A 23,439-nucleotide genomic window follows, 5' to 3' on the forward strand; every position below is an offset into this window, starting at 1 on the left:
TTCATCACATCCTATTTTCATGGCCGGCTACGGTGACTAATTTTATTAATGGCTGTAGTACTACTCGCCATTGATAATTCTTCGTTATAAACTCCTTCGTTTCAATTGACCTTTTGTTATTTTTTACTAGCGCGAGCATACATTCAGCGATTGATTCAACAGAATTTGGATCGCAATATTCTGCATAATCTTTAAAATACTCTTTAACTGGAGGGATATTTGACACTCCAATATTAATCCCCAAACTTGCAGCTTCTAGACTCGCCAGTCCCGGTGTCTCAACGTAACTAGGTTGTATATGACCGCTGGAATGAGCCATTATCCACTGAACTTCTTGCCTATGTAAATGGCCAGCAAAATATACATTATTACCTGCTTCTCTCCTTAATTTATTAAAATATCCCTCGTTTTCTTCAGAATATCCACCAACAATAACTAGGGGTAGCGCGGTTAATTTTGCAGCCCTTATTAGACTTAATTGATTTTTCCTAGGACCTATCCCACCAACACAACAAACATAAATCGAATCTTTTAACGAAACTAGTTCTTGACTTGAAGGAGGTCTAATATCATGGTTAATGTTAATCCCGTTGTTTACAACAACAATTTTTCCCTCCATTTTTTTACATCTAAATTGATCAAGTAAATGAGTCGCTTCAGCATTAGAATTAGGACAAATATACAATGAATGCTCAAGAATCTTTTCAATAAATTTTTTTTTATTTAACAATAAAAGTAAATTTATCGATAATTTTTTTACTATTGTTTTATTTTGAGAATAAAACTTAAACGCACGAATTACATCGCTTCCTTTATGGGTCAGAATAAATTTGAACATACTCCTGATATTGAATCCAGCGCTTTTCACAACTTTATCCAAATTCCAATAAATAGGGAATAAAATATAAGGAATACCCGCATTTCGTACAATTTTTGTTTGCAGGTATAACTCATAGGGCCTTGTAAGATTAAACAATATTGCGATATCAAATTTTAAAAGATCTACGTTGTTTAAATCGTTAATAATAGCAACATATATATTGTTCTCTTCTAAAAATTTTGCAATAGCATATATTTGTATTGTATCCCCGCCTGGGTTTTGGGTAGAATCCTTTCTATCAAACAACACAACTTTAAATTTCTCCATTACTAATAAATCCCCTATTTTTTAAATTGTTTAATACAACCTCCGCTCTCTGGTCCCAAGAATTTTCTAAAGAACATTGAATTAGAAGATCTAAATACTGTTGATTTGTTTTTAGTTGAATACCTATATTTAATTTTTCGTTAAACTCTTCATTACCTTCTGCTGACAAAACAACATCATATTTTTGTATTTCATACAATTTGGTGCTAACGATAGGCTTTTTCCCAGCCATGTATTCAAATATTTTTACTGGAGACGTGTGTTGTGTAATTTCATTTTTCTTAAAGGGAAGAATAGCAACATCAAAATAACTTAACAATGCAGGAATATATCTGTAATTTATCTCCCCCCAAATTTCAATATTCGGTAATTTGGGAATAGATATATTTGGATATTTTACACCTACTAACAAAAAAGTCCAACCTGGATTTTTTCGCGCACAGTATTCAATTAAATCAAAGTCAACCCAATCTGCCAACGCACCATAATAACCAACTATCTGGTCTGATTCTTTTGAAATCATTTCCAATTTAGTTTTTAATTCATATGGAATATCCTGAATATAATCGCCCGAAAAATCCTCTAGACTGACAGCATTAGGAATTAACAAGCAATTATCTCCCTTTTTTTTGATATTGTTAAATATTTTGTCTGCTGTAGCAATTACTAAATCAGCTTCAGCTAAGCTGTTGATATGATCCTTTTCTATATCTTTGTAGTATATAAATGTTGATAAATGATCGATACAATCATAAATAATTTTCTTGTTTTTCAGTTTTAATCGATTTAAAAAATCAGTTTGATGCGGCCAGTATTTCCATACTACCATTTTATTTTGTAAAAAATTAAGAGTTCTACCAGATTGTCCATCGTTAAAAAGATACAAATTTTCCCCTACACATTTAAGTCCTCTCACGTCCCAGTCCGGGGATCCGGTAAAAGAAGTATCGACACAATAAATAACCGTATAACCTTTATTTCCGAGGGCACGAGCCATCTGCTGGGGTCGTTGAAACATATACCCCCAGGGGCATCCAGGAAGAGGAAAAATAAAACACTCTTTATTTTTACTCTCATTTTGTAATTTTTCAAGTTGGCCGATTATTTTTTCTGAAGAAGGGAATTTCATGAATCTGCGCTTCAAAGCATGATTTGGGAGCCTGTGAATTGCTTTCCTTAATGCAACCTTAGGATTTTGGAAGGCAAATTTCCAATTCAACAGACTCACCTCCATTAATTTTATTGTCAGTTTTTTTTATCAGATGTTTAATCAACTCATAGTCTAAATTCTCTATTACACCATCAGCGGATATAACAAAATCAGCAGCAACCTCTATTTTGTCCAGAATATTTTTTTCAGCGAGAACGAGATCGGCTCTAGAAAGTTTCTCACCCCCCCATTCCATCCACTGCAGTCTTCCAAAGCTTAAGTTCTCGTTAACCTTATCATCTTTAGTGTAAATATATACTAAACAACCATTTGTTAAAAGAAAGGAAATCAACGGTCCAAGTTCGTCTACCTTTAAAAGTCTACAAACATATATTTCAACTAAAAATAAAGGTTTTTGTTCTAGTGTAGGTTCATCATTTATCTTGCTAGAAATAATTCCCCTCCACTTTTCTTGCCAAGTTTGTTTGGAAAAAGCCTCAGCGATTTCTCTGCCCCTTCTCTTAAATATTTTTAATCTGTCGGGATCATTAACAAGCGTTTCAATAGCTTGTTGTAAAGACTCGCTATTAGGATCGATTAAAAAACCATTATAATTATTCAATACTAAATCCGTTAACCCGCCAATTCTTGTTGCTATTACCGCATTTCCTGCTGCCATAGCCTCAAGGCAAGATAAACTTGTCCCTTCACTATATAAAGTAGGTATTAATGTAATATCCGCATTATAGTAAGCGCTAGGCATTTTTTCTGGATCAAGCCAATACCATTTAACCCTATCGCCCCATTTATTTTTTTTCTTCACTACATTATTTGTATCTTCTTCGAATCCTTTACCAACGAAATGAAATTCAACCTGGGGGTATTTGTCTAAAATATCATCTAGTATGTCTAATACGATATATAGACCTCTAGCTTCATACAGCCTCCGAGGGTATAGTATTATAATCTTTTCTTTTTTTATTTCATAATCAGGCCTAGGCTTAAACTCGTTCAAATCAACATAATTTGTAACCAGTCGAACTTTATGACCGATATCATAATCAATTGTTTGCATCCAATTAGCAGTATTCGTATCTACTGAAACTAAATACTCACAGGCTTTGGCACCATCAATAAATCGACGATTCGTTTCCCAAAACTGACTTCCAGAATCAAACCTGCAAGACGGATTATCCCAAGCAACACCATGACTAATTCCAATACTTGGTTTAGCCGCCAGAGGCCAGGCTTCAAAAAAAGCTGAGTAAATATTTAATATTGACCTACCCACAACTTGCTCATAGAAAAATCTATTAAAGTTTTGAACACACTCAATAGAAAATTCGCTCGTATTTTGTCCATTCCTCGATAAAGAAACAACATCGATATTGCGAAATTTCCTTATCCAAGGATAATTACCATACTGATAAATTGTTAAAGAATAACCCAATTTAGAGGCAAGTTCAAATAAATCTATTAAATACCTTTCTGCCCCGCCTGAATAATAATTATCGCCATTAAAACTAAGAAATGAACTAGTCATAACAGCTATCTTATTGTTGGGACAATAATTTGAATAGATAAGCCAACCGCGAGGACTGGCTTTAATTTTCTTTTCAACAATGTCGATTCGACTTGACCATCGATTGGCATCCGCGAATCTCTTCCCCTCTTTTATAGCGAGATCTTTATTTGCGTTATTTAGTAGTTTTTCAATAGCTTCACTAAACCCTGCAGAATTATTCGCTACTGCAACAAAATCATTTTCATACTGAAGCATTTCAGCTATTGGAGTAGATACAACCGGTAATCCGATCGCTTGGTACTCAAAAAATTTAACGGGGGACACACAGTTAGTTAAATCGTTCACTTTAAAAGGTATTATTGCAACATCAAAATGCACAGCATAAGAAAACAACTTGTTATACTCTATTTGACCCAGAAAATGAATATTACTTGCAATTAAATCTTCTTGGTCCAAATTGTTTTTTCCTATAAAGAAAAATTGCCAATGTGGATTTTTCTCAGCTAGTTCCTTTATCAACTCTGAATCAAACCATTGCTCTATAGCCCCATAATAACCAATAATTGGGTTTCCCTTTTTAACCAAATTGGAAATTTCCTTAGGTATTATTTGAGATTGGTTATTTTTAAAATCCCCAGTCTTTACACCGTTAGGCAGATATAAAGCATCATCCCTATAAGCTACATACTTTTTTAGTCGGTGAGCAGAATAAGAGACTATATCGGCACTTTTCAACAATTCATTATGTTTTAGTTGGGCGTTTTGGTCATACAAACTAAAAAATTCTAATTGATCTAATACGTCGTACCATAAAAATTTATGAGGAAGCAGATCTGCAAATGCCGATTGCATCGGCCAGGAACACAAAATTATACAGAACTGACTCCTTAAAATGGGAAGCAAGTAACATTCTTTGTTTAAGAGGAATAAATTTTCCTCTTCCTCTCTTACATCAAATGGGGCATCTGAAGAATAGCAAAAAAAACATAGATATCCTCTCGCAGCTAATTCCCGAAGAAACTGCTGTGGTCTTTGTACCGGCTCCCATTCTATTGCCTCCGGATATACCACAATACCTTTGTATTGTTTTTCTTTTATTAAATTTATTATTTTTATTGTTTCTTTTGAAAATTCTGTTTTTAGAAATTGACTATAGTAATTATTTCTTTTAATATACTCCGAATTAAAAGTATTATCTTGGAGTTGCGTATTAACTAAATTTGTAGTACTTGGCGCTGATAAGTTACCTTCTAAAACCCCCCACAGTTCATGCAATGGATTATAATTCACTTTTGAAACAGCATGTCTTTTTGAAATTTTTTTTATCGCCCAAGAGTAAAATTCTTTTTTTTCTTGAATATTACCTTTTATAAACTGATGCTTAAATCTTCTTAAACCATTGACCAATTTCAAAGATTTTAAGCTTGAAATCTCATAGATTTTCTTCGATATCTGAGCCCTCAAAATTTCTGCATTTTTTTTCTCAGTAATTAATCTACTTATTTCAACAGCTTGTTGTTCTCTCTCTTTAAGTAATTTCTCGTTTTCAATACTTAATAATCTAATGTAGTCTTGTTCTGAATGGGAAGAACTCTTTTGCCTCTCTATTTCACCATGAAGCAATTCCATTTGTTTATCTTTTTCTGTTCGAAGAAGTTCAATTTGCTTATCTTTCTCTGTTCGAAGAAGTTCAATTTGTTTATCTTTTTCAGCAAGTAAAAGTTTTATCTGTTGTTTTTCTTTTTCATCATTACTAGAGGTATAAACAGTTAGATCGTGTAAATGCTGATTAGTCATACCTAACTGAACACTTAAATTTCTATTTTCCTCCATTAATCTATGAAACTCAGTTGAAATATTTAATATAGAAGTAACTTCTGTCGATAGCCCTAAATCAACCTTATCCAGCCATTTGCTAAAAATTTTAAAATCTAGTATATTTTGGTCTCCGACTTCTTGACAAAGAGACAACAATGATTCTGACCACTCCAACGCTGTCGGTTGAATTGTCGCACTATTGATGTAGTCGATGTAGCTCTCATATATCCTTTCAGCACTATAATGATTAATTAATCTTTCTCTAATAGAGTATTTATCGCTATCAATAAATAAGTTGTGTATATTTTCTGTAATTTGTTCAAAAGAACTATTTAATGATCCTCTCCCAGAGAAATTCTTTTCTGACAATTCATCAACATTATCAATAGTTACAAAACCTATCAAATTGTCGTATCCTGTCAGAACGACTGGTACATTCATCGCACCTGCTTCAACCACAACTCTCCCCATTCCAAAAACAACCTTGGCTTCTCTCATAAATGATTGGACATTATCTTTTCTTCCCAAAAATTTTATTAGAGAAGAATTCTTAGAATTATCTTCTACCCATTTCATTAAATCGTTTTTCTTGTTCCCATCACCTACTATCTTTAATTGAAATGGCTTTGATCCCCTTTGCTGAAGATAATCAAAAAGTTCTATAACCTTCTTTATTCCAGGTATTTTATCTTCATCTAGTCTAGATATAACCAAGAAATCTGTATTATTCCTTAAATCTGAAGCTGAAAATAAATTAAAGTTAATTGGATTTGCTAAAACATGCAGATTATTAACTTTAGTTATTTGTTGGACTACATCTTTAGTTTCTTTTGAAACACAAAATACGCTGCTTGCAGAAGGCAACAGACACTTACTCATAAACAAACGATAAATAGATCCGTAAGTTGCTGCAAGATTTAGCGGACTGTGAATGGTAAGAACATATGGTACATTGCTTATTGAAGCTGCAATACTAGCCGGAATAAATCCTTCATATGGATGTGCATGAACAACATCAATTTTATTTTTTTCTATGAATTCTTTTAACTTATAAGACAAAGCATAAACATTAGAACCTGTCAACGGCATCCATTCATCTGTCATTAACGATTTCTTTATATAAGGTGTAAGTGGAGTTATATCCGAAGTAGATGAAGTGGCAATGTAAACCTCATGCCCTTTTTCTTTTAACTTTTCGCTAAATATAGCAATTTGAGCCTCCAATCCCCCCAAAGAGTAATTTTGAGTAGTGAATAAGATCCTTGCCACTTCTATCCCTCCAGCACTTGAATCGATGATTTTAAGTTAGCAATACCAGTTCCAGTTAATGGTATTTCTTCAATCTTTATTAATAAATAATCTGAAAGTTTATCCAAATATATCATGTCATTCTTTCCAACCTTTTTAGCAACCGCGATTGATAAATGATAAGAGCCCGGAACAAGACTCACATGTTGTTCAAAAACTACTGTTAATGTACTATTTTGGTCTATATCTATTTTCATATCATCATAGTAGATTGTACTCGTTCCATATACTTCTATTCCGTGAGTTGTTTTTAATTTTATCCCAACAGAGATATCATTTTGCGGTAACGTACTATCAATTTTTATTGATATCCTGCATAAATCCCCACTATTATAAACATAAGATTCCTGTCCAGAAGAATCGTATAAGCTTACTTGACCGATTTTGGTAGGCTGTTGATGTGTATCAAATACAAAATCAGTATCCTCTTGAATCTTATTCTCGATCATTACTGTGCTTCCTGATTCCTCTTTTTTATTGTTAATCAATTTTAAGTGATCATTTTCTTGCGAGTATAACAACAAATGATATTTATCAATTACTTCCTTCGGCTCTCCCTCACCAATTAACTGTCCCCCGTCTAAAAGATAGGCATAATCACAAATCTGCTCAACTGTTTTCATCGAATGCGAAACAAAAAGAATTGTACAGCCTCTTTCTTTTAAACTATCTAAATGGTTATAACATTTCCTTTGAAATTTTTCATCTCCTACCGATAGTGCTTCATCGATTATAATTATATCTGGGTCTGTTAGTGTTATTACCGAAAAAGCTAATCTAACAAACATCCCGCTTGAATATGTCTTAACTGGTTGATCAATAAAATTACCTATCTCAGAAAACTCCAAAATTTCATTATATCTTTTCTTAACCTCATTTTGTTCTAACCCAAGGATAGAAGCGTTTAAATAGATATTTTCCTTACCTGTAAATTCAGGATTAAATCCAGCCCCCAATTCTAATAAGGCTGCTACTCTTCCTTTAACATTTACCTCTCCAAATGTCGGATTTAATGTACCTGCAATAATCTGCAATAATGTACTTTTGCCAGAACCATTTCTCCCTACAATGCCAACTGTTGTTCCTTTTGTGACACTAATGTTAATTTTATTTAAAGCAACGAATTCCTTGTACAATTTTCTTTTATTACCTGCTATAAACTGCTTTAATCTCATACTTGGCTTGTCATATATTTGATATATCTTTGAAATATTAATCGCTTCAATCATTAAATCAGAGGACATCAGCAAACCCCTTTCTGGTTCGGTTAAACCATAAATATCCAAAAATCATAATAATATAAGAAACTAACAAAATTATAAAATAACTGCTCCAATCTGGTAATTTCCCCCATATAATAACTCTTCGAAAATTATCAACAATTGTTGTCATAGGATTAAAGAACATGAACGTTTTAAAAAAGTCAGGTACTGCATTAATAGGATAGAAAATAGGAGTAACATAAAATAATATATTAGTAGCAACTACTACAGTATAAGCTATATCTCTAATGTATACTCCTAGAGATGATAAGAACCATGAAATACCCAAAGTAAGAAATATAAGTGGAACTATAACAATAAAAATCAAAATAATTGTCCAAGTGGTAAAATGCAAAAATATATTTACAGCAAGTAGTAATGTGAGTACACTTATCCCCGCATGAATTAAATTAGATAGTAAAACAGTGATTGGCAATATTTCTAGAGGAAAAACAACTTTTTTCACATAATTCACATTTCCAACTATTAACGTAGGGGCTCGATTAACAGTTTCACTGAAAATATTAAAAGCAATGATTCCACAAAACATTATCATAGCAAATTCAAAGTTGTTTTCCGGCTGATCCAGTCCCCACCGCCCTTTAAATACGACTGAAAATACAAAAGTATAGACCGATAACATCAGTAATGGATTAATGAATGACCAGAAAAAGCCTAAGAACGAGCCCTTATACCGTAAAAGTATTTCTCTTTGTGTAAATTGTTTAATTAGAGATTTATTAATCCAAAATTGCTTTATGAAGAAAACCGGATTTAGCAAACGTAAAATGTTATACATAATAGCCTCCCTAAATTCTACTGCCTTTGAGTTACAAATAAATAGCCACTGGCTTCATTAGCTACATAAGCTTATATTTACCTCAAGATCGGATTTCATATTACGTTTGTATTTTAGCAAAGTTACCTATTAAATACTAGGAAGAGATCTCTTCCAGTTTCACTCCCACCTTAACTATGCTAAAATATTGTACGATTATGTCACATTAAGGGAGTAAATGATATGAAGCATAAAGCAAAGAAAAAAACATCCCCTCCAAGTACAATAGGCAACAACGATTCCCATTCCATTACATTTTGGATAATAACGGGCATAACTGTGTTGTTTTTGTTCTGGGCTCCGTTTCAAAGAGGGTTGTTCAACGGCTATAATGTCGATTTTGATCGGGCCATCTATTCCTCCTTTGTTTGGGCGGCTATTTTATTGGTTATTATCTCTATATACTTGTTTTTCAACTATAAGTATCGAAATCTGCAAGATTTTTTTGTCATCTCCATTTGGCTAGTTCCTTTAAGCTTTTTAATATCCTTAGTTGGCGCAGCTTCCCATTACTTTGCCGTTAATATGCTGTATTTGCATATTATGTATGCAGTTTTTTTTATTTTAGGAATCTATTTATCTAACAACCGGCTTGGGAACTTAATTATGCAATACACGTTACTAATATCCGGCTATTTAATTGTCCTGTTCGGAATGCTTAATTGGCTTGGGAATCTTAAGTTTGCCAATGGAATTGCTGGACTGTTCACAAATTTAAATGGATTACCTGCCTATAAACATGCAGTGATGAGTGATTCCAATGGCTTGAGACTGACGTCTGTTTTCCAGTATGCCAATACGTATTCCGCCTATCTGATCGCAATATTATTTGGATGTGTGTTTTTCATCTTTAAATCTCGTAAATGGTATTCTGCTTTCCTTCACGCTCTTATGCTCGTTCCAATTCTAGTTTCATTTATGTTAACCTTATCCCGTGGTGGACTAGTTATATTACCTATTGTTTTACTTGTACTGCTATTATTCTTTTCGGTCCAAAGACAAATTATGATGCTTATTTACATGGGGTTATCTTCGGTTGCCGCTTTACTTATCCTTGAAAAAATTACCGAGATTGGTTCTGCCCTGCAAAAACAACCCGACTTGTCCTCATCTCTCCAAGCATGGGGGATTATGGTTGCCGCATCAGTTATCGTCTCAGGCCTAGTATCTGTGCTTCATTGCCGCCTAGGTCCTGTTTTAGAAAATAAATTACTAGGAAGAATCAAATTCCGCTATGCATCGATCGTCTTGCCAATAGGTGCTGTTGTTTTAGGAACATTAGCAATAGTCATTCTTTTTACAGATACGGGAGCCACTAAGCTTTTACCGGAAAATATTAGGGTAAGAATTGAAAATATTAATTTTCAACAGCATAGTGTTCTGGAAAGAGCTACTTTCTACACAGATTCCTTAAAATTGGTTAAAGATTATCCTGTTTTCGGTGCTGGTGGGGGCGGTTGGGCAGCACTCTATGAGAAATACCAAAATAATCCCTACACAAGCCGACAGGCCCATAACTTTTTCCTTCAATATTTGGTCGAAGTTGGAATAGTTGGATTTCTGATCTTTATTCTTTTGGTGGGATGGATTTTATATAAATATTCCCGAAATTATTTTAAAAGCGACCAACAAGATAAGGATTCTAAAGTTTTTTTCTTAATTCTTCTACTCTCCTTGCTTATTCACAGTATTATTGATTTCAACCTAAGCTACGCCTTTCTTGCTATCGTCATTTTCATTTGCTTAGGGGTTCTCGTATCAAATTTCGATAAAATAAAAGCCCCCTTCATCGATCGATTGAATAAGATGGACCGCCTTGTACCCAGAGTAGTTTCTGGTGGAACATTTGTGCTGGGTTTGACCTTCTTTATTCTGGCTGTAAAACTTCTATCAGGAAACAGTTACTATCATCAAGCGATTGCACAAGCTCAAGAAGGAAAGCCTTATACAGAAGTTATCGCTACGGTTGATAAAGCCTTGTCCATGCAGCCTAATCATCCGGATTATGTGGATTTGAAACAGGATATTCTGATGCAGGTGTATCAACAGCTCAATGATCCATCGTTAGAAGAACAAGCTGTTGATCTTATTAAGGAATTTAGAAAGTCGGAGCCTTACCATCGGCTTGGTTTGCAATTTCAATTAAATTATTTTGTAAAACAGAGAAACTTTTCGGACGCTCATAGCGTCAATATAGAAGGGCTAGAAATTTTCCCTTGGGATATTGATCTGTATCAGAGTCAAATACACATTCTGTATGAATTAGGTAACCAAGCGCGAGAGGCGAAAAATAAAGCGGCTACGGACCAATACTGGAATGAAGCAATCGAATGGTATAATATTGTCTTGGCCAGAACAAAGCAGTTGGAATCTTTGCCGGAAGAGCAACTTCAAGGAAGAGAATTCAATGTAACTCCGACTATTGCTTTATACATCGGACAGATTTATTATATGAAAGGTGATTATTCCAACGCTGCTTCTGCGCTGAAGTATGGAGTTACTGATAAACTGGATGATCCGCTTGTTCAAACCATTGCCAGATGGTATCTGGCTGCCTTGAACAAAGAAGGGGCAAACGATGCCGATCTTAGAGAACGGCTTCTCAATATGAATCCACAGGAAGCGCAAAAAGTCGAAGAGCTATTAAAAATGAATTTTGATTAAATATTTCCAACATGAGGAATCTCAAAAACTACCATTTGGTCAAAAAAAATGATATAATTCTTTGGGCATGTATAATGTGCAATTAATTAATCTTATATTTCTTTATTACGCTTGAAAGGAGGTGAAACTATACCATGTTTTCTAAAAATAACAATCACTTACGAGGGAGAGATAGGAACTTGTTTAAAGCTTCTGTTATGAAAAAGATGTCCGGTCTTCTCGCTACCCTTATGATTGTATCTATCCTTACTCCGTTGCTTGCTTTTGCATCCGGGTTTGGAACGATTACATATAAGGCGAACGGAGAAGTAACCGGAAGCGTTTATTTTGACGGCGATCTTTATGATGCTCTCAAAGATGAAGATTCCGTTACTCTGTCAGTTTACAATCAAGATGGCAGATTTATTTCTGTTGTAAATGCCACTTATAGCGAAACAGTTAATGGCGCAGTATACTTTAACTTTAAGGACACTGTCACAAATTCGACCTACAAAAACATTTATTTCGAGTTTGCTCATGAACTTGGAAATGTAAAGTCAGGTTTGATTTCTAGACAAATTTCCGGCGGTAACCCTGGCGGCGGTTGGGGAGGCGGCGGTGGCTGGTTAGGCAATGATATCGTTGATTCCGACGGTAAAGCTGACGCTACTAAGCTGGCTAACCTGCTGAAAGAAAACAAAAATGCTTCTCTGGAAATCAAAGGAGATTTTGTTCTTCTGCCGGCATCCGCACTGCTTGAAGGCGAAACCTTGACGATCTACAACGAGAACACTTCGTTCACTCTTCCGATCAAACCTCTGAAACTCGAGGCTCTGGCTAAAGAGTTGGAAGTTGACCTCGAAGATCTGTGGATTCGCGTAGCTATGGAAGAAGTTACAGGAGATTCTCTGACTGCAGTGGAAGCTGCTGTTAAAGCTCTGGGCGCTAAACTTCTTGCTACTCCTTATGACTTCACGGTAACCGCTGAAGCTGGAGATAAGAAGAAAGCCATCACTTCTTTCGGCAACACCTACACTAACCGTTCTATCAACTTTGAAGGAACGGATGTGAGTGCTAACAAATCTACGGGTGTTCTGTTCAACCCGACTACGAAGGCTCTGTCATTCGTACCTTCCGTATTCAGCAAAGATGGAGACAACAACAAAGTCACCATTAAGCGTAACGGAGCGAGCATTTACACAGCTATCGAAACGGACATCAGCTTCAATGACGTTGCTTCCCACTGGGCTAAGTCCTATGTAGATCTTCTGTCCCACAAGCTGATTGTTGACGGCTACGAAGATGGAAGCTTCGGACCTGAGCGCAATGTAACTCGTGCAGAATTTGCTGCTATCGTAGTTCGTTCCCTGGGTCTGGATGCTAACGCAACTTCTTCTACCTTCTCTGACGTACAGTCTGGTGACTGGTATGCAGGCGTAGTTAACGCCGCTGTTCAAAGCGGAATTGTTGACGGTTATGAAGATGGAACTTTCCGTCCGAATGCCCAAATCAACCGCGAAGAACTGGCTGCTATGGTTGTAAGAGCCCTGGCATATGCTGGTAAAGACGTAAAAGTAACTAGCACGGAACAAGATTCCCTGTTGGCGAAGTTTGCTGATGCTGACTCTATCGTATGGGGTCAAGCCGAAATGGCTGCTGCTGTTAAAGCAGGAATCGTTGACGGCATGACGGATACTTCCATTGCTCCTAGAAACGATGCTACTCGCGCACAATCTGCTGCAATGCTGAAGCGTCTTCTGGACAATGCAGGATTCATCAACTAATTCTTGATTTAATCCTTGAAAGCCCCGATACTTCGGTATCGGGGCTTTCTTCATTTCATTATTTTAGCAAGCCGGGTAATCTTCCGTTCTCAATCGCTATTACTTCGAAGGAAACAGGTCATTAATGACTTCTTGCTCTTTCTGAGCTTTAACCTGCTCGTATTGCTCTCGATAGCTTTGTACGGCTTGAGTGTCGTAACCGTTCTGGCTTAATTCCTTGGTCAAATCGTTCATGATTCCTTCGAACTCATTATCGAAGCCGCTCAGTAAATTCTGACCTTGTGTAATTAACGAAACGTCTTTCGTTTGTTTAAACTCATTAACGATCGAGGCCAGCTCGGATTCCGCCTTGCTCTGTAAACTGCTGATTTCCGACTCCGCGTCTTGAATGATACTCTCGTAGGATGTTTTAGGTGTCTCCGTATTTCCGTTTCCTCCGGAGTTCCCCCCACCGGAACCACCACCTGGATTGGTTACAGGAGGATTGGGGCCTGGGCTTTGACCCGGGTTTTGACCTGGGATTGGACCAGGATTAGTGCCTGGATGGTTTCCACCTGCAGGATTGTCCGGTTTGTCCGGATGGTCAGGAGTATCCGTTCTATCATTGGGCTGCTCAACCGGTTTATTCGGCTTAGACTCTTCTTTAGGCTTCGCAAAATCGACGGCTACCGTATAGGTTTCCTGATCCCAAGTTACCTTCAGTCCAAGGGATTCCGACACGAATCTAAGTGGGACATATAAGGTATCCTTGTAAATCATTCCCGGCGACTCTTCATCCGGCCATTTAGGCTTGCCATCAAAAATATATTGAACCGACTCAAAATAAACCGATATCGTTGTGGGATCCACTGTGGAATTGACCATGGCTTTCTGCCGGTTATTAAGCTCTTTAACTATCCGATTCAGCTTGTAGTCGCGAATGAGGACCTTTTCCTGTCTGGTAGGCTCCTGGATCGTCACGGTATACGTGTCTTGATCCCAGAGGACCGCCTTGTCCAAGGAATAGGCTGCAAATCGAAGAGGAACATAAGTTGTGCCTTTATAAATAAAGCCTTCCTGTCCATTCGGAGGCCTCATCTTTTCCTTATGAAAATAGTATTGAAGTGGTACATAATGAACTTCGATTTCCTCGCTAACCTGCTGAGCCAAGGTGCTAAAGGTTATGCCAAAAAGTAACCCAACAGACAAACACAACGTAAGGACTCGACGTAGCTTTTTCAAAATCGTCTCACCTTTTTCTCATTAAAGTTTAATGGAGGGTGGATGTACAACCTTGGAGGCATTTTCCTTCAGAAAACGGAAGGGCAGCTTTCTCTAGCGCCAATTGCCAATTATATTCATTGCTATCCAATACGATCGGCCTGGGGTATTCCTGCAGAGAATGGACAGGTTCCATCAGGGAGCCAATTGCTTTTGGCTGTCTTCATAGGATTTCCCTTGGCTCAGGCCTAATTTAGCCGCTATCGCTATGAGCTCGTTATATTCTTCTTCCGTTAATTTTTCCAGAATGATCTTTTTCGCTTCCCGCTTCTCCTCCACTGACATTCCGCCAGAAGCCAGCTCCATGACCGTTTTAATATCTGAAGAATTCAACCGTTTGAGGAGCACAGAGGTCACTTTGGTTTTATCCTTGATCGTTATTTGCTCTTGGGCTTGGGCCGCTTTTTCTTGAGAAATGCTGGCATCCACCTTGGGAGACCCTTGAGGAGCAGGTGATGCTGGGGACGGAGGCTTGCTCTGACCGTCCGACACTGAATTCTTTTCCTCTTCCGATGGGTTGGACTCCCCCGTTGGATTAGGGGAAGTTTTATTCCCCGCTTGTCCAGATGGATCAAGGCTATCTCCCGGAACTCCCTCTCCCTTTTCTTCTAAATCTGCAGAGCTTGGATCCGGAGTTGGAGTACTTTGGGGCTCAGTTGTCGACGGCGTCCCTTCTATTTCCAGGCCGGCAGTGATCGACTTAAGTATCCGGTCCACAGCATAATCCATGGCAAAGTAACCGCCTACAGCCACAATAATGAGAACTGCGGCTGTCCCTATGATCCATTTTTTCCACTTGCGCTTACGCATCGTATGCACCCCCAAATGGGTCTAGTTGATTAAAGGCATGGCCGTCTGTCCTGCAAAAGCAAATTCCTCCTCTCCACCCTCGGGGGAGAAGAGGAATTATTCAATACAATTATTTGTCTAGCAGTCTGTGAATCATTACAGCCGCCTGAGCCCTTGTCGTGTCGTCATTCGGATGGAACCTCTGGTCATCCTCCCCGACTATGAGTCCTTCGTGCGCAGCGAGGGCTACTCCGGAAGCTAGAGTCGTATGAATCTCTGCGGCGTCTGTGAAGATTTCAGTCGCTTCATCCATATCGGAGGTCATCTTATAGCCGCGGGATTGCATCAATGCGCGAGAAGCCATTGTAGCCATTTCTGCGCGAGAAATGAAGGCGTACGGCTCAAAACGATCCTCCGAGCGTCCGTTAACAATACCGGATTTAACCGCGGCCGCTACATAAGGCTGGAACCAATCCTCATTAGAGACATCGGCAAAGCTTTCCGCAGCCGACTCGTCCTCCAAGTCGAACGCTTTGACAATCATTTTGGCGAATTCCGCTCGTGTCACTTTCTCCTGAGGGACAAATTCGCCTTCGGCTCTCCCTTCCACTATACCTCTGGCGGCTGCCACCGAAATTTGGCGGCCTGCCCATTCTGCAACGTCATCCAGATCAGCGAACGCTATTTTATTCTCAATGACTCCGTAAGTTGAAAAGTTTTTATGGCCAGCAATCAAAGTTTGATTTTCTGGATTATAACGGCCTCCTTTGATGACCGTTGTATCCTCGTCCAATTTGGCCAGAACCAGCAATTCCTGATCACTGTTGCCCGGAGACACCGGGAATCTGACTTCTACAGGCTTAGCGAACGATTTCACCGGCTTGCCATCTGATTCCACAGAAAGGTGGTAAATATCAGAAGCGAAGGACTGCTCGGAAGATACCTTTGAACGATCTTGCTGTTCCAGCGTCCATGTAGTATCCGCCTCCCATTGATCTACATCCAGCGTAATAGTAAGACCATTGAATTGAATGGCAATGGCATTCATCCCGTTGGTCCTGGCTAGATCCAACAGCGCCTTCTTGATCGGCAGCTCTGCTTTAGAAGCGTTCATTTTGCCCAGATCCAGAGTGAGGATCGCTTTGGCCGGATAAGCATCCGGGTTGACCTCTTTTAACTTTTCATTCGCCATATCCGCAATCTGCTTGGCGTCTTCAAACAACTGTTCTAACTGATCCACATCGTAATCGACAGTGATCAAACCGTTTTTCTTTTCCACCAGCTTGCTTAAATCGATGACAGCAGCCGCGCGAATCGCTTCCTCCACCATTTGTTTAGCTTTCGCTACAGCCTCATTCCTGGAGTATTTCTTTTCTAAATGACTTAATTTTATTTCCTCGATCCATTTAGTCATCGATTTAATAAATTTCTCTATATCCGGTCCTTTCACACCATTAGGAGGCTTCGGGCGCTCTGGTTTGCCCGGAGGCTTGCCTGGTGGATTGACAGGAGGCTTACCCGGTGGATTGACAGGAGGTTTACCCGGGCCCGGGGGATTAACCGGCGGTTTTTCCCCAGGAGGATTCACAACCGATTTTCCCATTTCAATAGAGCCTTTATAAATAATCATCGTCATGTTCTTGTAGGTCAGAACAGCTCTAATTTCAGCTTTAGCCGACTCCACGCCTTCCGGAAGAATAAATCGTCCATCCTGCACGTAAATGTCACTGTCCGATTCTACTTGCCAGCTTAAATAAGGCAAATTGTTAAGCTCATATCCGAGCAGCTTCAGCTTCGGAGTCAACCGTTTGCCATCGTCCGATGTGACCGCCGAAAATGCCACTTGAGAACGAATCATAACACCGGCCACGGCCAACTGCACCTTGTTATCGGGATCCAGGTGTTTCACAAACAATTGGCGAACCATCTTCAGGTCATCGCCTGTTATGTTCATCTCGCGAATAAATTTGCTTATTTTTAAACTTTTATGTTGTGCGACTATCTCTATTGCCTGGTCTAACAATCTATCTACTTCCTCTTTAAAACGACCCTGAGAAATCGCCAGCATCAAAGTTGGGATTTCCTTGCGAACAAGAGCTTCCAATTCTTCATACACTTTTTTGCGGAACTGTTGAAAATCCCCCATGCCAATACCAGGTACACCAGCCAATTTGGTTAACTGATTCATAATTTTGCGGACTTGGGGATCTTTTCTCCATTCGCTCAGCTCTTCCAGCAACCTATCTTGGTCAATAGCGGCCCCTCGCTGGATCAGCCAAACCAGATTATCTAATGTTAAGTCCGGATATTTACTTCTGTCGTAGTCGACCTTGTCCTCCATCCTCGCCCAAATCGGAGCGATGATCTCTCGTACCGCGTCCTTATCCAGAGCCGCCAGTCTGGCTCTTATTTCTCTAAGAGCCGCTTGCTCCTCTTCTGTGAAGTCTCGCAGCATTTCGTTTATTAAGTCTATCAACTCCGGGAGAGGCATTTCGGAAAAATCGGAAGCGGAAACCGTTTGAATCCCTAGCTTGTCCAGCACTCCCGTTGTGCCAAGCGGTAATATCGATACCGAGCTAAACACTAAACTGGCAGCAAGAGTAGAGACCAGTACTTTCTTCTTCATCAACTCTATCACTCCTTATTAACCCTCTACCATAATCCGATTGGGGAACCAGAATTTAGGATATTCAACAGAAACTATAACACTCACTATACACATTGAGTATTAAAGGGTCAATATTACTTCAGGACCATAGCTGGTACCATTTTTTTTTAACTGGAATAGGCTCTGAATGGATAGGAATGACTTTGTTTTCTATAAGGGCTTGCGCATTTGCTAGATAGTAGGATGAGTACATGGACCCAATTTCTTTATCAATTTGGTTATAAGCCTCTTTAAGGGCAAAGGGCCTATTGGTTGCATTATGGGCATCCGAAGCGACGAAATGAATCCAGTTTCTTCTGCACATCTCCAGACTATGCTTACGGATGGTTGGACCAAATAAGCCGGTTATCGAATGAGATGTTAATTGACATAGTGCGCCCAGTTCAATTAATTCATAAAGTTTAGCGGGAGTCTCGGCCATTTCCTTGTTGCGCTCCGGATGAGCAATGACCGGCGTAATTTGCGCAACCTGCAATTCATGAATAATTTCTTTAGTATAAGAAGGGATACCGTGAGAAGGAAATTCGATCAGCAAATAGCGGGATTCATTTAACGTTAAAACGGCCCCAGCCTCCAGATTGGATATCAATTCACTAGTGACCCGTAATTCCTGACCCGATAAAATTTGCAGCGGAATGTTGTTCTTCTTTAATACGGCAGATAAACTGGCTGCACTTGTATGTATTTTGTGAGCTTCATTGTCGTATTTCCCGTTGGCATGATGCGGAGTAGCGACGATAGTGCTTATTCCATCCTGAACCGCCATTCTCGCCATTTGCAGCGATTGCTCTATGGAGGGAGAGCCATCATCCAAGCCAGGGAGAATATGGCAGTGTATATCAATCATGTTATGTGTTCTCCTATTCTTGAAATATTTAAACTCATTCTATAAGATTAGTAATCCGTCTTTCAACACTATGAAACATTCCTTGTTACCTTCCTATTCATTGAATCGATATTCTCATTATTCTGGAGTTAGATTAGTTCCATCTACCCTATTGCTTTAGCGGGAGTAACCGCCTGCATATTCGCTATTTTTCTACATTTTCCGACATTTTCCCCTGTATATTTAAGGTTCAAATAGGTGACCCATTCCTTAAATACCAGGAATCGTTTACAATAGTAGTGTTACACTATAGCAATTCCTATGGTCGGATGCCAGCCCGATGCTAGAAATCTTTGTTGTCATTTATGCTAGCGGTTTCATTAGTCGACTTCTCGAAGGACAGGGAGGTGCGAAATGAATTGGAATCTCTTCAAGTCCAAGCTGTTGTTGAAATACATCTGGTCTTATATCTTAATCTTTCTCATCCCGTTAATCATCCTTACCTTCCTCATTTACCATAACGCTGTCAAAAATTTGCGCACCGAGATTGAACAATCTAATGTCAATCAGTTGAACCAGGTTAAGCACAATATCGATGCGCGAATGACCGAGCTTCGGGATGTTGCTACCCGGATTGCCTACGATGAGCGGCTGACTCCTTATATGGTAAGCCACCCCTATTATTCACGTGACGCCATTCAAATGCTGGAGAAATATAAAGCGAACAGCTCGATCCTGGATGAAATTTTCCTGTACTTTCGCAAGGACGACGTCATCTATTCATCGCGGGGGCTGACAGATCTGAACGTCTTGTTCGAGCATTCCTATGTATTCAAGGACTGGAGCAAGGGGGAAATCATCCACGATCTGAATCTAGTCGCTTATCCGGTAATACGTCCGGCGGATTCAGTGAACACCAACATGCATCTTGAAAAGTCTTTGCTCGCTTATCTGGTGCCTATTTCACCAAACAATTCTTACCCGCACGGAACCGTCCTTTATTTAATGGAGGAATCCCAACTTACGGGATTAATGGACTCCATCTTGAACGATTTTAAGGGCAATAGTTACATTTTTGACCAAGACGGCCAGGTGCTTGCCCGTAATCATCATGGGGCTCCCATACCTAAGGAGGAGCTGCACGTTCTTTCGGCATTGAGCTCAGGCATTCACAGCCTGACGTTGAACAAGCAGTCGCACTCCGTCGTCGCGGTCAAGTCGGGCTTCAACGGCTGGACCTATGTGACCGCCATGCCGAGCAATCAGTTTTTCAGCCGTGTTTTCCACATCCAGACCTTTTTTCTGCTTGCCTTTGCCATTGTCGTCTTGGTCGGGATTTTCGCAGCTGTTATTCTCGCCAAGAGGCAGTATCACCCCATTCGCGATTTGATGGAATTCGCCAAGCTGAAGGCGGACTCCACCGTACCCGTCTTGACCAAATCCCCCAATGAACTGGAATGGATACGCCAGATGCTGCATAACTACAGTAATCGCGTCGATATTCAGGAGCCCTATGCCAGGAATCAATTTTTGCTTATGCTCTTGATGCATGGACTGCCTGAAGAACAGCAATCGGGGGATCTTTTGAAGATGTTCGGCATAGAATTGGTTGGCGGTCTTTACTTCGTCATTTCTATGGCTTGGGACGAATATCCCGGCATATCGGAACCGTTACAGGATCGGCAAAAAATTATCCATTTGCTAACCCAAGTGGAAATTCCGGAATATAAGACAGAGGCTTATGGCGTCGAGTTGCCGCAGTCCGATCAACTTGCGCTCATTGTCTGCATGAATGAAACCGATAACGGCCTTCCGCCAAACCACCGGATGGAGCGGATCGTCGAAGCCTTGCGCGCCATTGTGATGGAAAATTCACATCTGATTCCGTCTTTTGGGATCGGCAAGAGCTATTCGAGTCTCGAGATGCTGGACCAATCCTATATTGAAGCCTCCTCTGCTCTGGAATATCGGATGGCCAACGGCAAAGGCAGCACGACTTACTTCGAGAAGCTGTCTGACGCGCCTAATTCGACGTTCTGGATTCCGAAGGATGCTCTGCTCAAGCTCGTCCAAAGCTTGAAGCATGGCAACGAAACCGTCGCGATCCAAATGATCCGAACCATCTTTGCCAATGTAAGGTCGCAAACGTTGTCATTAGCTTTTCTGCGCTGTATCTGCTTCGATCTCCTGAACACCCTTCTCAAGACAGCGTCGGAGCTAGGTATGGACGAATTCATTCAGGATATCCCGAACATGACTTCCTTCGAATCGTTAGAGGAACTGGAAAGCAAGCTGGGGATTTTCGCCGCGCAAATATGCAGGCAAGTCGAGCGAAACACGGAGTCCAAACAGCACTCGCTCATGGATGAGATTATCGCTCAGGTCGATGAGCAGTATACCGACTACCAGCTCAGCCTGGACAAGCTCGCGCAAAAACATTCCATCTCGTCCTCTTACTTGAGCCGCGCCTTCAAAGAGCAAACAGGAAGCAATTTCTCGCAATACATCTGGCAGCTCCGAATGGATGAAGTCATTCGTCAATTGCTGACGACTGGCGATCCGCTTAAGGATATTATCGTCCGGGTCGGGTATTTGGACACCCCTAACTTCATTCGCAAGTTCAAGAAAGTAACCGGATATACCCCTGGCCAATATCGAAAAATACATGCTCGAACGAGACAACTTTGATGTCTGCCAACGATGAGTAACAAATGTATTGTTGAGTAAAGCAGCACAAATCCCCGGAATCAACCGTTCCCGGGGATTTTTCTCTACTTTAAGAGCGATGTTTATTTCGAATCCCAACGATCATATGCCGCTTGATAGATTTCTACTATCCGATCCGCACCCATTTTCATCAATTGATCTCTGTATTTATCCCAATTGCTAAGCGGCTCCTGGCCCGTGACGAATTTCGCTTCCATCTGCTTCACGTATGTATCGAGATCCGAGCGCAATCTGGATGTTTCCTGCTGCTCCTCCTGCGTTTGGTATACTTTAGGATAGGGGACTTTTGCATAAGGCACCAGTTTCTCCAAGGTTTCTTTATCTATCCATTCGTCGAATTCGCCTCTCAGCCCTTTGCTCACCTTAGCGTCCGCCACTCCCGGCGTCACGATACCGTAATCGGGGGTCAACGTTGCTCTGTAGTCTTCACGGTCTCCTCCGCCAGGAACAGGGAGCCATTCTTTGACTTGATTCTCCTTGTCCTTAAACTTCCACAGAATTCCTTCCGGACCTTGTCCGAACAGCGTCGCTCCATCATACGTATACAGGTAATCGATCCAGCGCATCGCCGCTTCCGGAGACGGGTTGCTGCTCGTGATGGCGAACGCGCCTGTTGACAGCCCCGGGTGCTTGCCATAGACCGGAGCGTCCACCATCTCGCTTTTCACAGGCAGCATCATCGGATCGTCCGTCCCTGGCTCGCCACCGAGCGTGAAGTATGGATGATAGTCGGAGAACAGCGCCACTTGGTTGTTTTTCCCTTTAGCCTTCTTCTGATCGTCCGTTTGAGAGAAGGTTTCCTTATCCAGCAGGCCGTCATTCCACAAACGGTTCAAAAAGGTCAGATAGCCTTTATACCCTTCTTCCATCGGAGTGTAATGCACTTTGCCGTCTTTATCGGCATAGATTACTTCGCTGTAGATTCCCCAGAAGCCCAGCATGAACATCCGAATATCATCCAGCTTGACGGATACAAGCGGAATCTCGTCCTGCTTGCCGTTACCGTTTGGATCCTCTTCCTTGACCCGTTTAAGGTAGGTATACAGCTCTTCCGTAGTCTCCGGCAATTTATCCATGTCCAGTGCTTTCAGAAATTTGCCGTTATACCACATAGGGCCGCGATACCAGACTGCGGACAAATCGATACGCGGCAATGTATAGATATGCCCATCGGGTGTCGTAATCGATTTGCGGATGTCCGGATGCTCATCCAGCACCTTCTTAATGTTAGGTGCGTAATGATCGATCAATTCTTCCAGCGGAAGAAGAACCCCCTGACCACCATAGTTGACTTCCTCGGCCGATGTAATCTGTGCTGCGTAGAAAATGTCCGGTAAATCGCCGCTTGCAAAGACCAGGTTTTTCTTCGTGTCGAAGCTATCCATCGGCGCGTTGCGGAACTGGAGCTTGATGCCTGTCAGTTTCTCCATCTCTTCGAATACTTTCATATCTTCCCAGTTTTGAATCCCGGCGTCGGGTCCCATCATCGTCAATGTGAGCGGCTCGTTGACAATCGGGAACCCTTCTTTATTCACGTTGCTTGCCGAGGCGGAATCTGTATTGTCCGGGTTGCCTGTTCCCTGCTTATTCTGCGAGCTGCAGCCTGCCGCCAGGGTCATGAGCAAGGTCGCAGACAACATAACCGCCCACATCTTGGTAAGCTTTTGCATGCTTATTTCCTCCCTTTTTCATGG

Annotated in this window: 13 protein-coding genes; 3 read left to right on the plus strand and 10 right to left on the minus strand. The window is 40.3% G+C overall.

The genetic code is table 11. The features are described from left to right. Nucleotides 1-4: 4 nt before the first annotated feature. From KJS69_RS21355 to KJS69_RS21375, 5 genes are read right to left on the minus strand one after another with little or no spacing between them, the layout of a single operon-like run. The gene (locus tag KJS69_RS21355; protein ID WP_213585814.1) at nucleotides 5-1,147 is read right to left on the minus strand and encodes a glycosyltransferase; all 1,143 of its coding nucleotides are present in this window, start codon (nucleotides 1,145-1,147) and stop codon (nucleotides 5-7) included. Next, the gene (locus KJS69_RS21360; protein WP_213585815.1) at nucleotides 1,134-2,366 is read right to left on the minus strand and encodes a glycosyltransferase; all 1,233 of its coding nucleotides are present in this window, start codon (nucleotides 2,364-2,366) and stop codon (nucleotides 1,134-1,136) included. Before KJS69_RS21360 ends, KJS69_RS21355 begins: the two co-directional genes overlap by 14 nt. Continuing rightward, on the minus strand, nucleotides 2,335-6,909 hold the full coding sequence (locus KJS69_RS21365) for a glycosyltransferase (RefSeq protein ID WP_213585816.1): 4,575 nt from the start codon (nucleotides 6,907-6,909) through the stop codon (nucleotides 2,335-2,337). Before KJS69_RS21365 ends, KJS69_RS21360 begins: the two co-directional genes overlap by 32 nt. Before the next feature lie 2 nt (nucleotides 6,910-6,911). Beyond that, nucleotides 6,912-8,192: an ABC transporter ATP-binding protein gene (locus tag KJS69_RS21370; protein WP_213585817.1), complete on the minus strand. Its 1,281-nt coding sequence runs from the start codon at nucleotides 8,190-8,192 to the stop codon at nucleotides 6,912-6,914. Further along, entirely contained in the window at nucleotides 8,182-9,009 is an 828-nt protein-coding gene (locus KJS69_RS21375; protein ID WP_213585818.1) for an ABC transporter permease, read from the minus strand. The genes KJS69_RS21370 and KJS69_RS21375 overlap by 11 nt, the downstream gene beginning before the upstream one ends. 222 nt (nucleotides 9,010-9,231) lie before the next feature. Here KJS69_RS21375 and KJS69_RS21380 point away from each other — a divergent pair, with 222 nt between their 5' ends. Both KJS69_RS21380 and KJS69_RS21385 read left to right on the plus strand, forming a co-directional pair. Beyond that, complete coding sequence (locus KJS69_RS21380; RefSeq protein ID WP_213585819.1) at nucleotides 9,232-11,712, plus strand: O-antigen ligase family protein; 2,481 nt, start codon at nucleotides 9,232-9,234, stop codon at nucleotides 11,710-11,712. Nucleotides 11,713-11,846: 134 nt separating this feature from the next. Further along, nucleotides 11,847-13,475 carry an S-layer homology domain-containing protein gene (locus KJS69_RS21385; RefSeq protein ID WP_213585820.1) on the plus strand — a complete coding sequence of 543 codons (1,629 nt, stop codon included), beginning with the start codon at nucleotides 11,847-11,849 and terminating at the stop codon, nucleotides 13,473-13,475. A gap of 99 nt (nucleotides 13,476-13,574) precedes the next feature. On the opposite strand, the gene KJS69_RS21390 is transcribed toward KJS69_RS21385, so the two are convergent. From KJS69_RS21390 to KJS69_RS21405, 4 genes are all read right to left on the minus strand, one after another. Next, nucleotides 13,575-14,696, minus strand: a complete 1,122-nt coding sequence (locus tag KJS69_RS21390; RefSeq protein ID WP_213585821.1) for a copper amine oxidase N-terminal domain-containing protein — start codon at nucleotides 14,694-14,696, stop codon at nucleotides 13,575-13,577. A 174-nt stretch (nucleotides 14,697-14,870) separates the two neighbouring features. Further along, nucleotides 14,871-15,545, minus strand: coding sequence for a hypothetical protein (locus tag KJS69_RS21395; protein WP_213585822.1), 675 nt, complete (start codon nucleotides 15,543-15,545; stop codon nucleotides 14,871-14,873). 109 nt (nucleotides 15,546-15,654) lie between these two features. Next, nucleotides 15,655-18,150: an S-layer homology domain-containing protein gene (locus tag KJS69_RS21400; protein WP_213585823.1), complete on the minus strand. Its 2,496-nt coding sequence runs from the start codon at nucleotides 18,148-18,150 to the stop codon at nucleotides 15,655-15,657. A 121-nt stretch (nucleotides 18,151-18,271) separates the two neighbouring features. Then, nucleotides 18,272-19,039 (minus strand): tyrosine-protein phosphatase, encoded by a 768-nt coding sequence (locus KJS69_RS21405; protein WP_213585824.1) that lies wholly within the window; start codon nucleotides 19,037-19,039, stop codon nucleotides 18,272-18,274. Between the two features lie 393 nt (nucleotides 19,040-19,432). On the opposite strand from KJS69_RS21405, the gene KJS69_RS21410 reads away from it, so the two are divergent. Next, complete coding sequence (locus KJS69_RS21410; protein WP_213585825.1) at nucleotides 19,433-21,706, plus strand: helix-turn-helix domain-containing protein; 2,274 nt, start codon at nucleotides 19,433-19,435, stop codon at nucleotides 21,704-21,706. Between the two features lie 101 nt (nucleotides 21,707-21,807). Here KJS69_RS21410 and KJS69_RS21415 read toward each other — a convergent pair whose 3' ends face one another. Next, a complete protein-coding gene (locus tag KJS69_RS21415) occupies nucleotides 21,808-23,415 on the minus strand; it encodes an extracellular solute-binding protein (RefSeq protein WP_213585826.1) in 1,608 nt (535 codons plus the stop codon). Between the last annotated feature and the right edge of the window lie 24 nt (nucleotides 23,416-23,439).

Origin of the sequence: Paenibacillus sp. J2TS4 (assembly GCF_018403245.1) — a bacterium.
GTDB lineage: Bacteria > Bacillota > Bacilli > Paenibacillales > NBRC-103111 > Paenibacillus_L.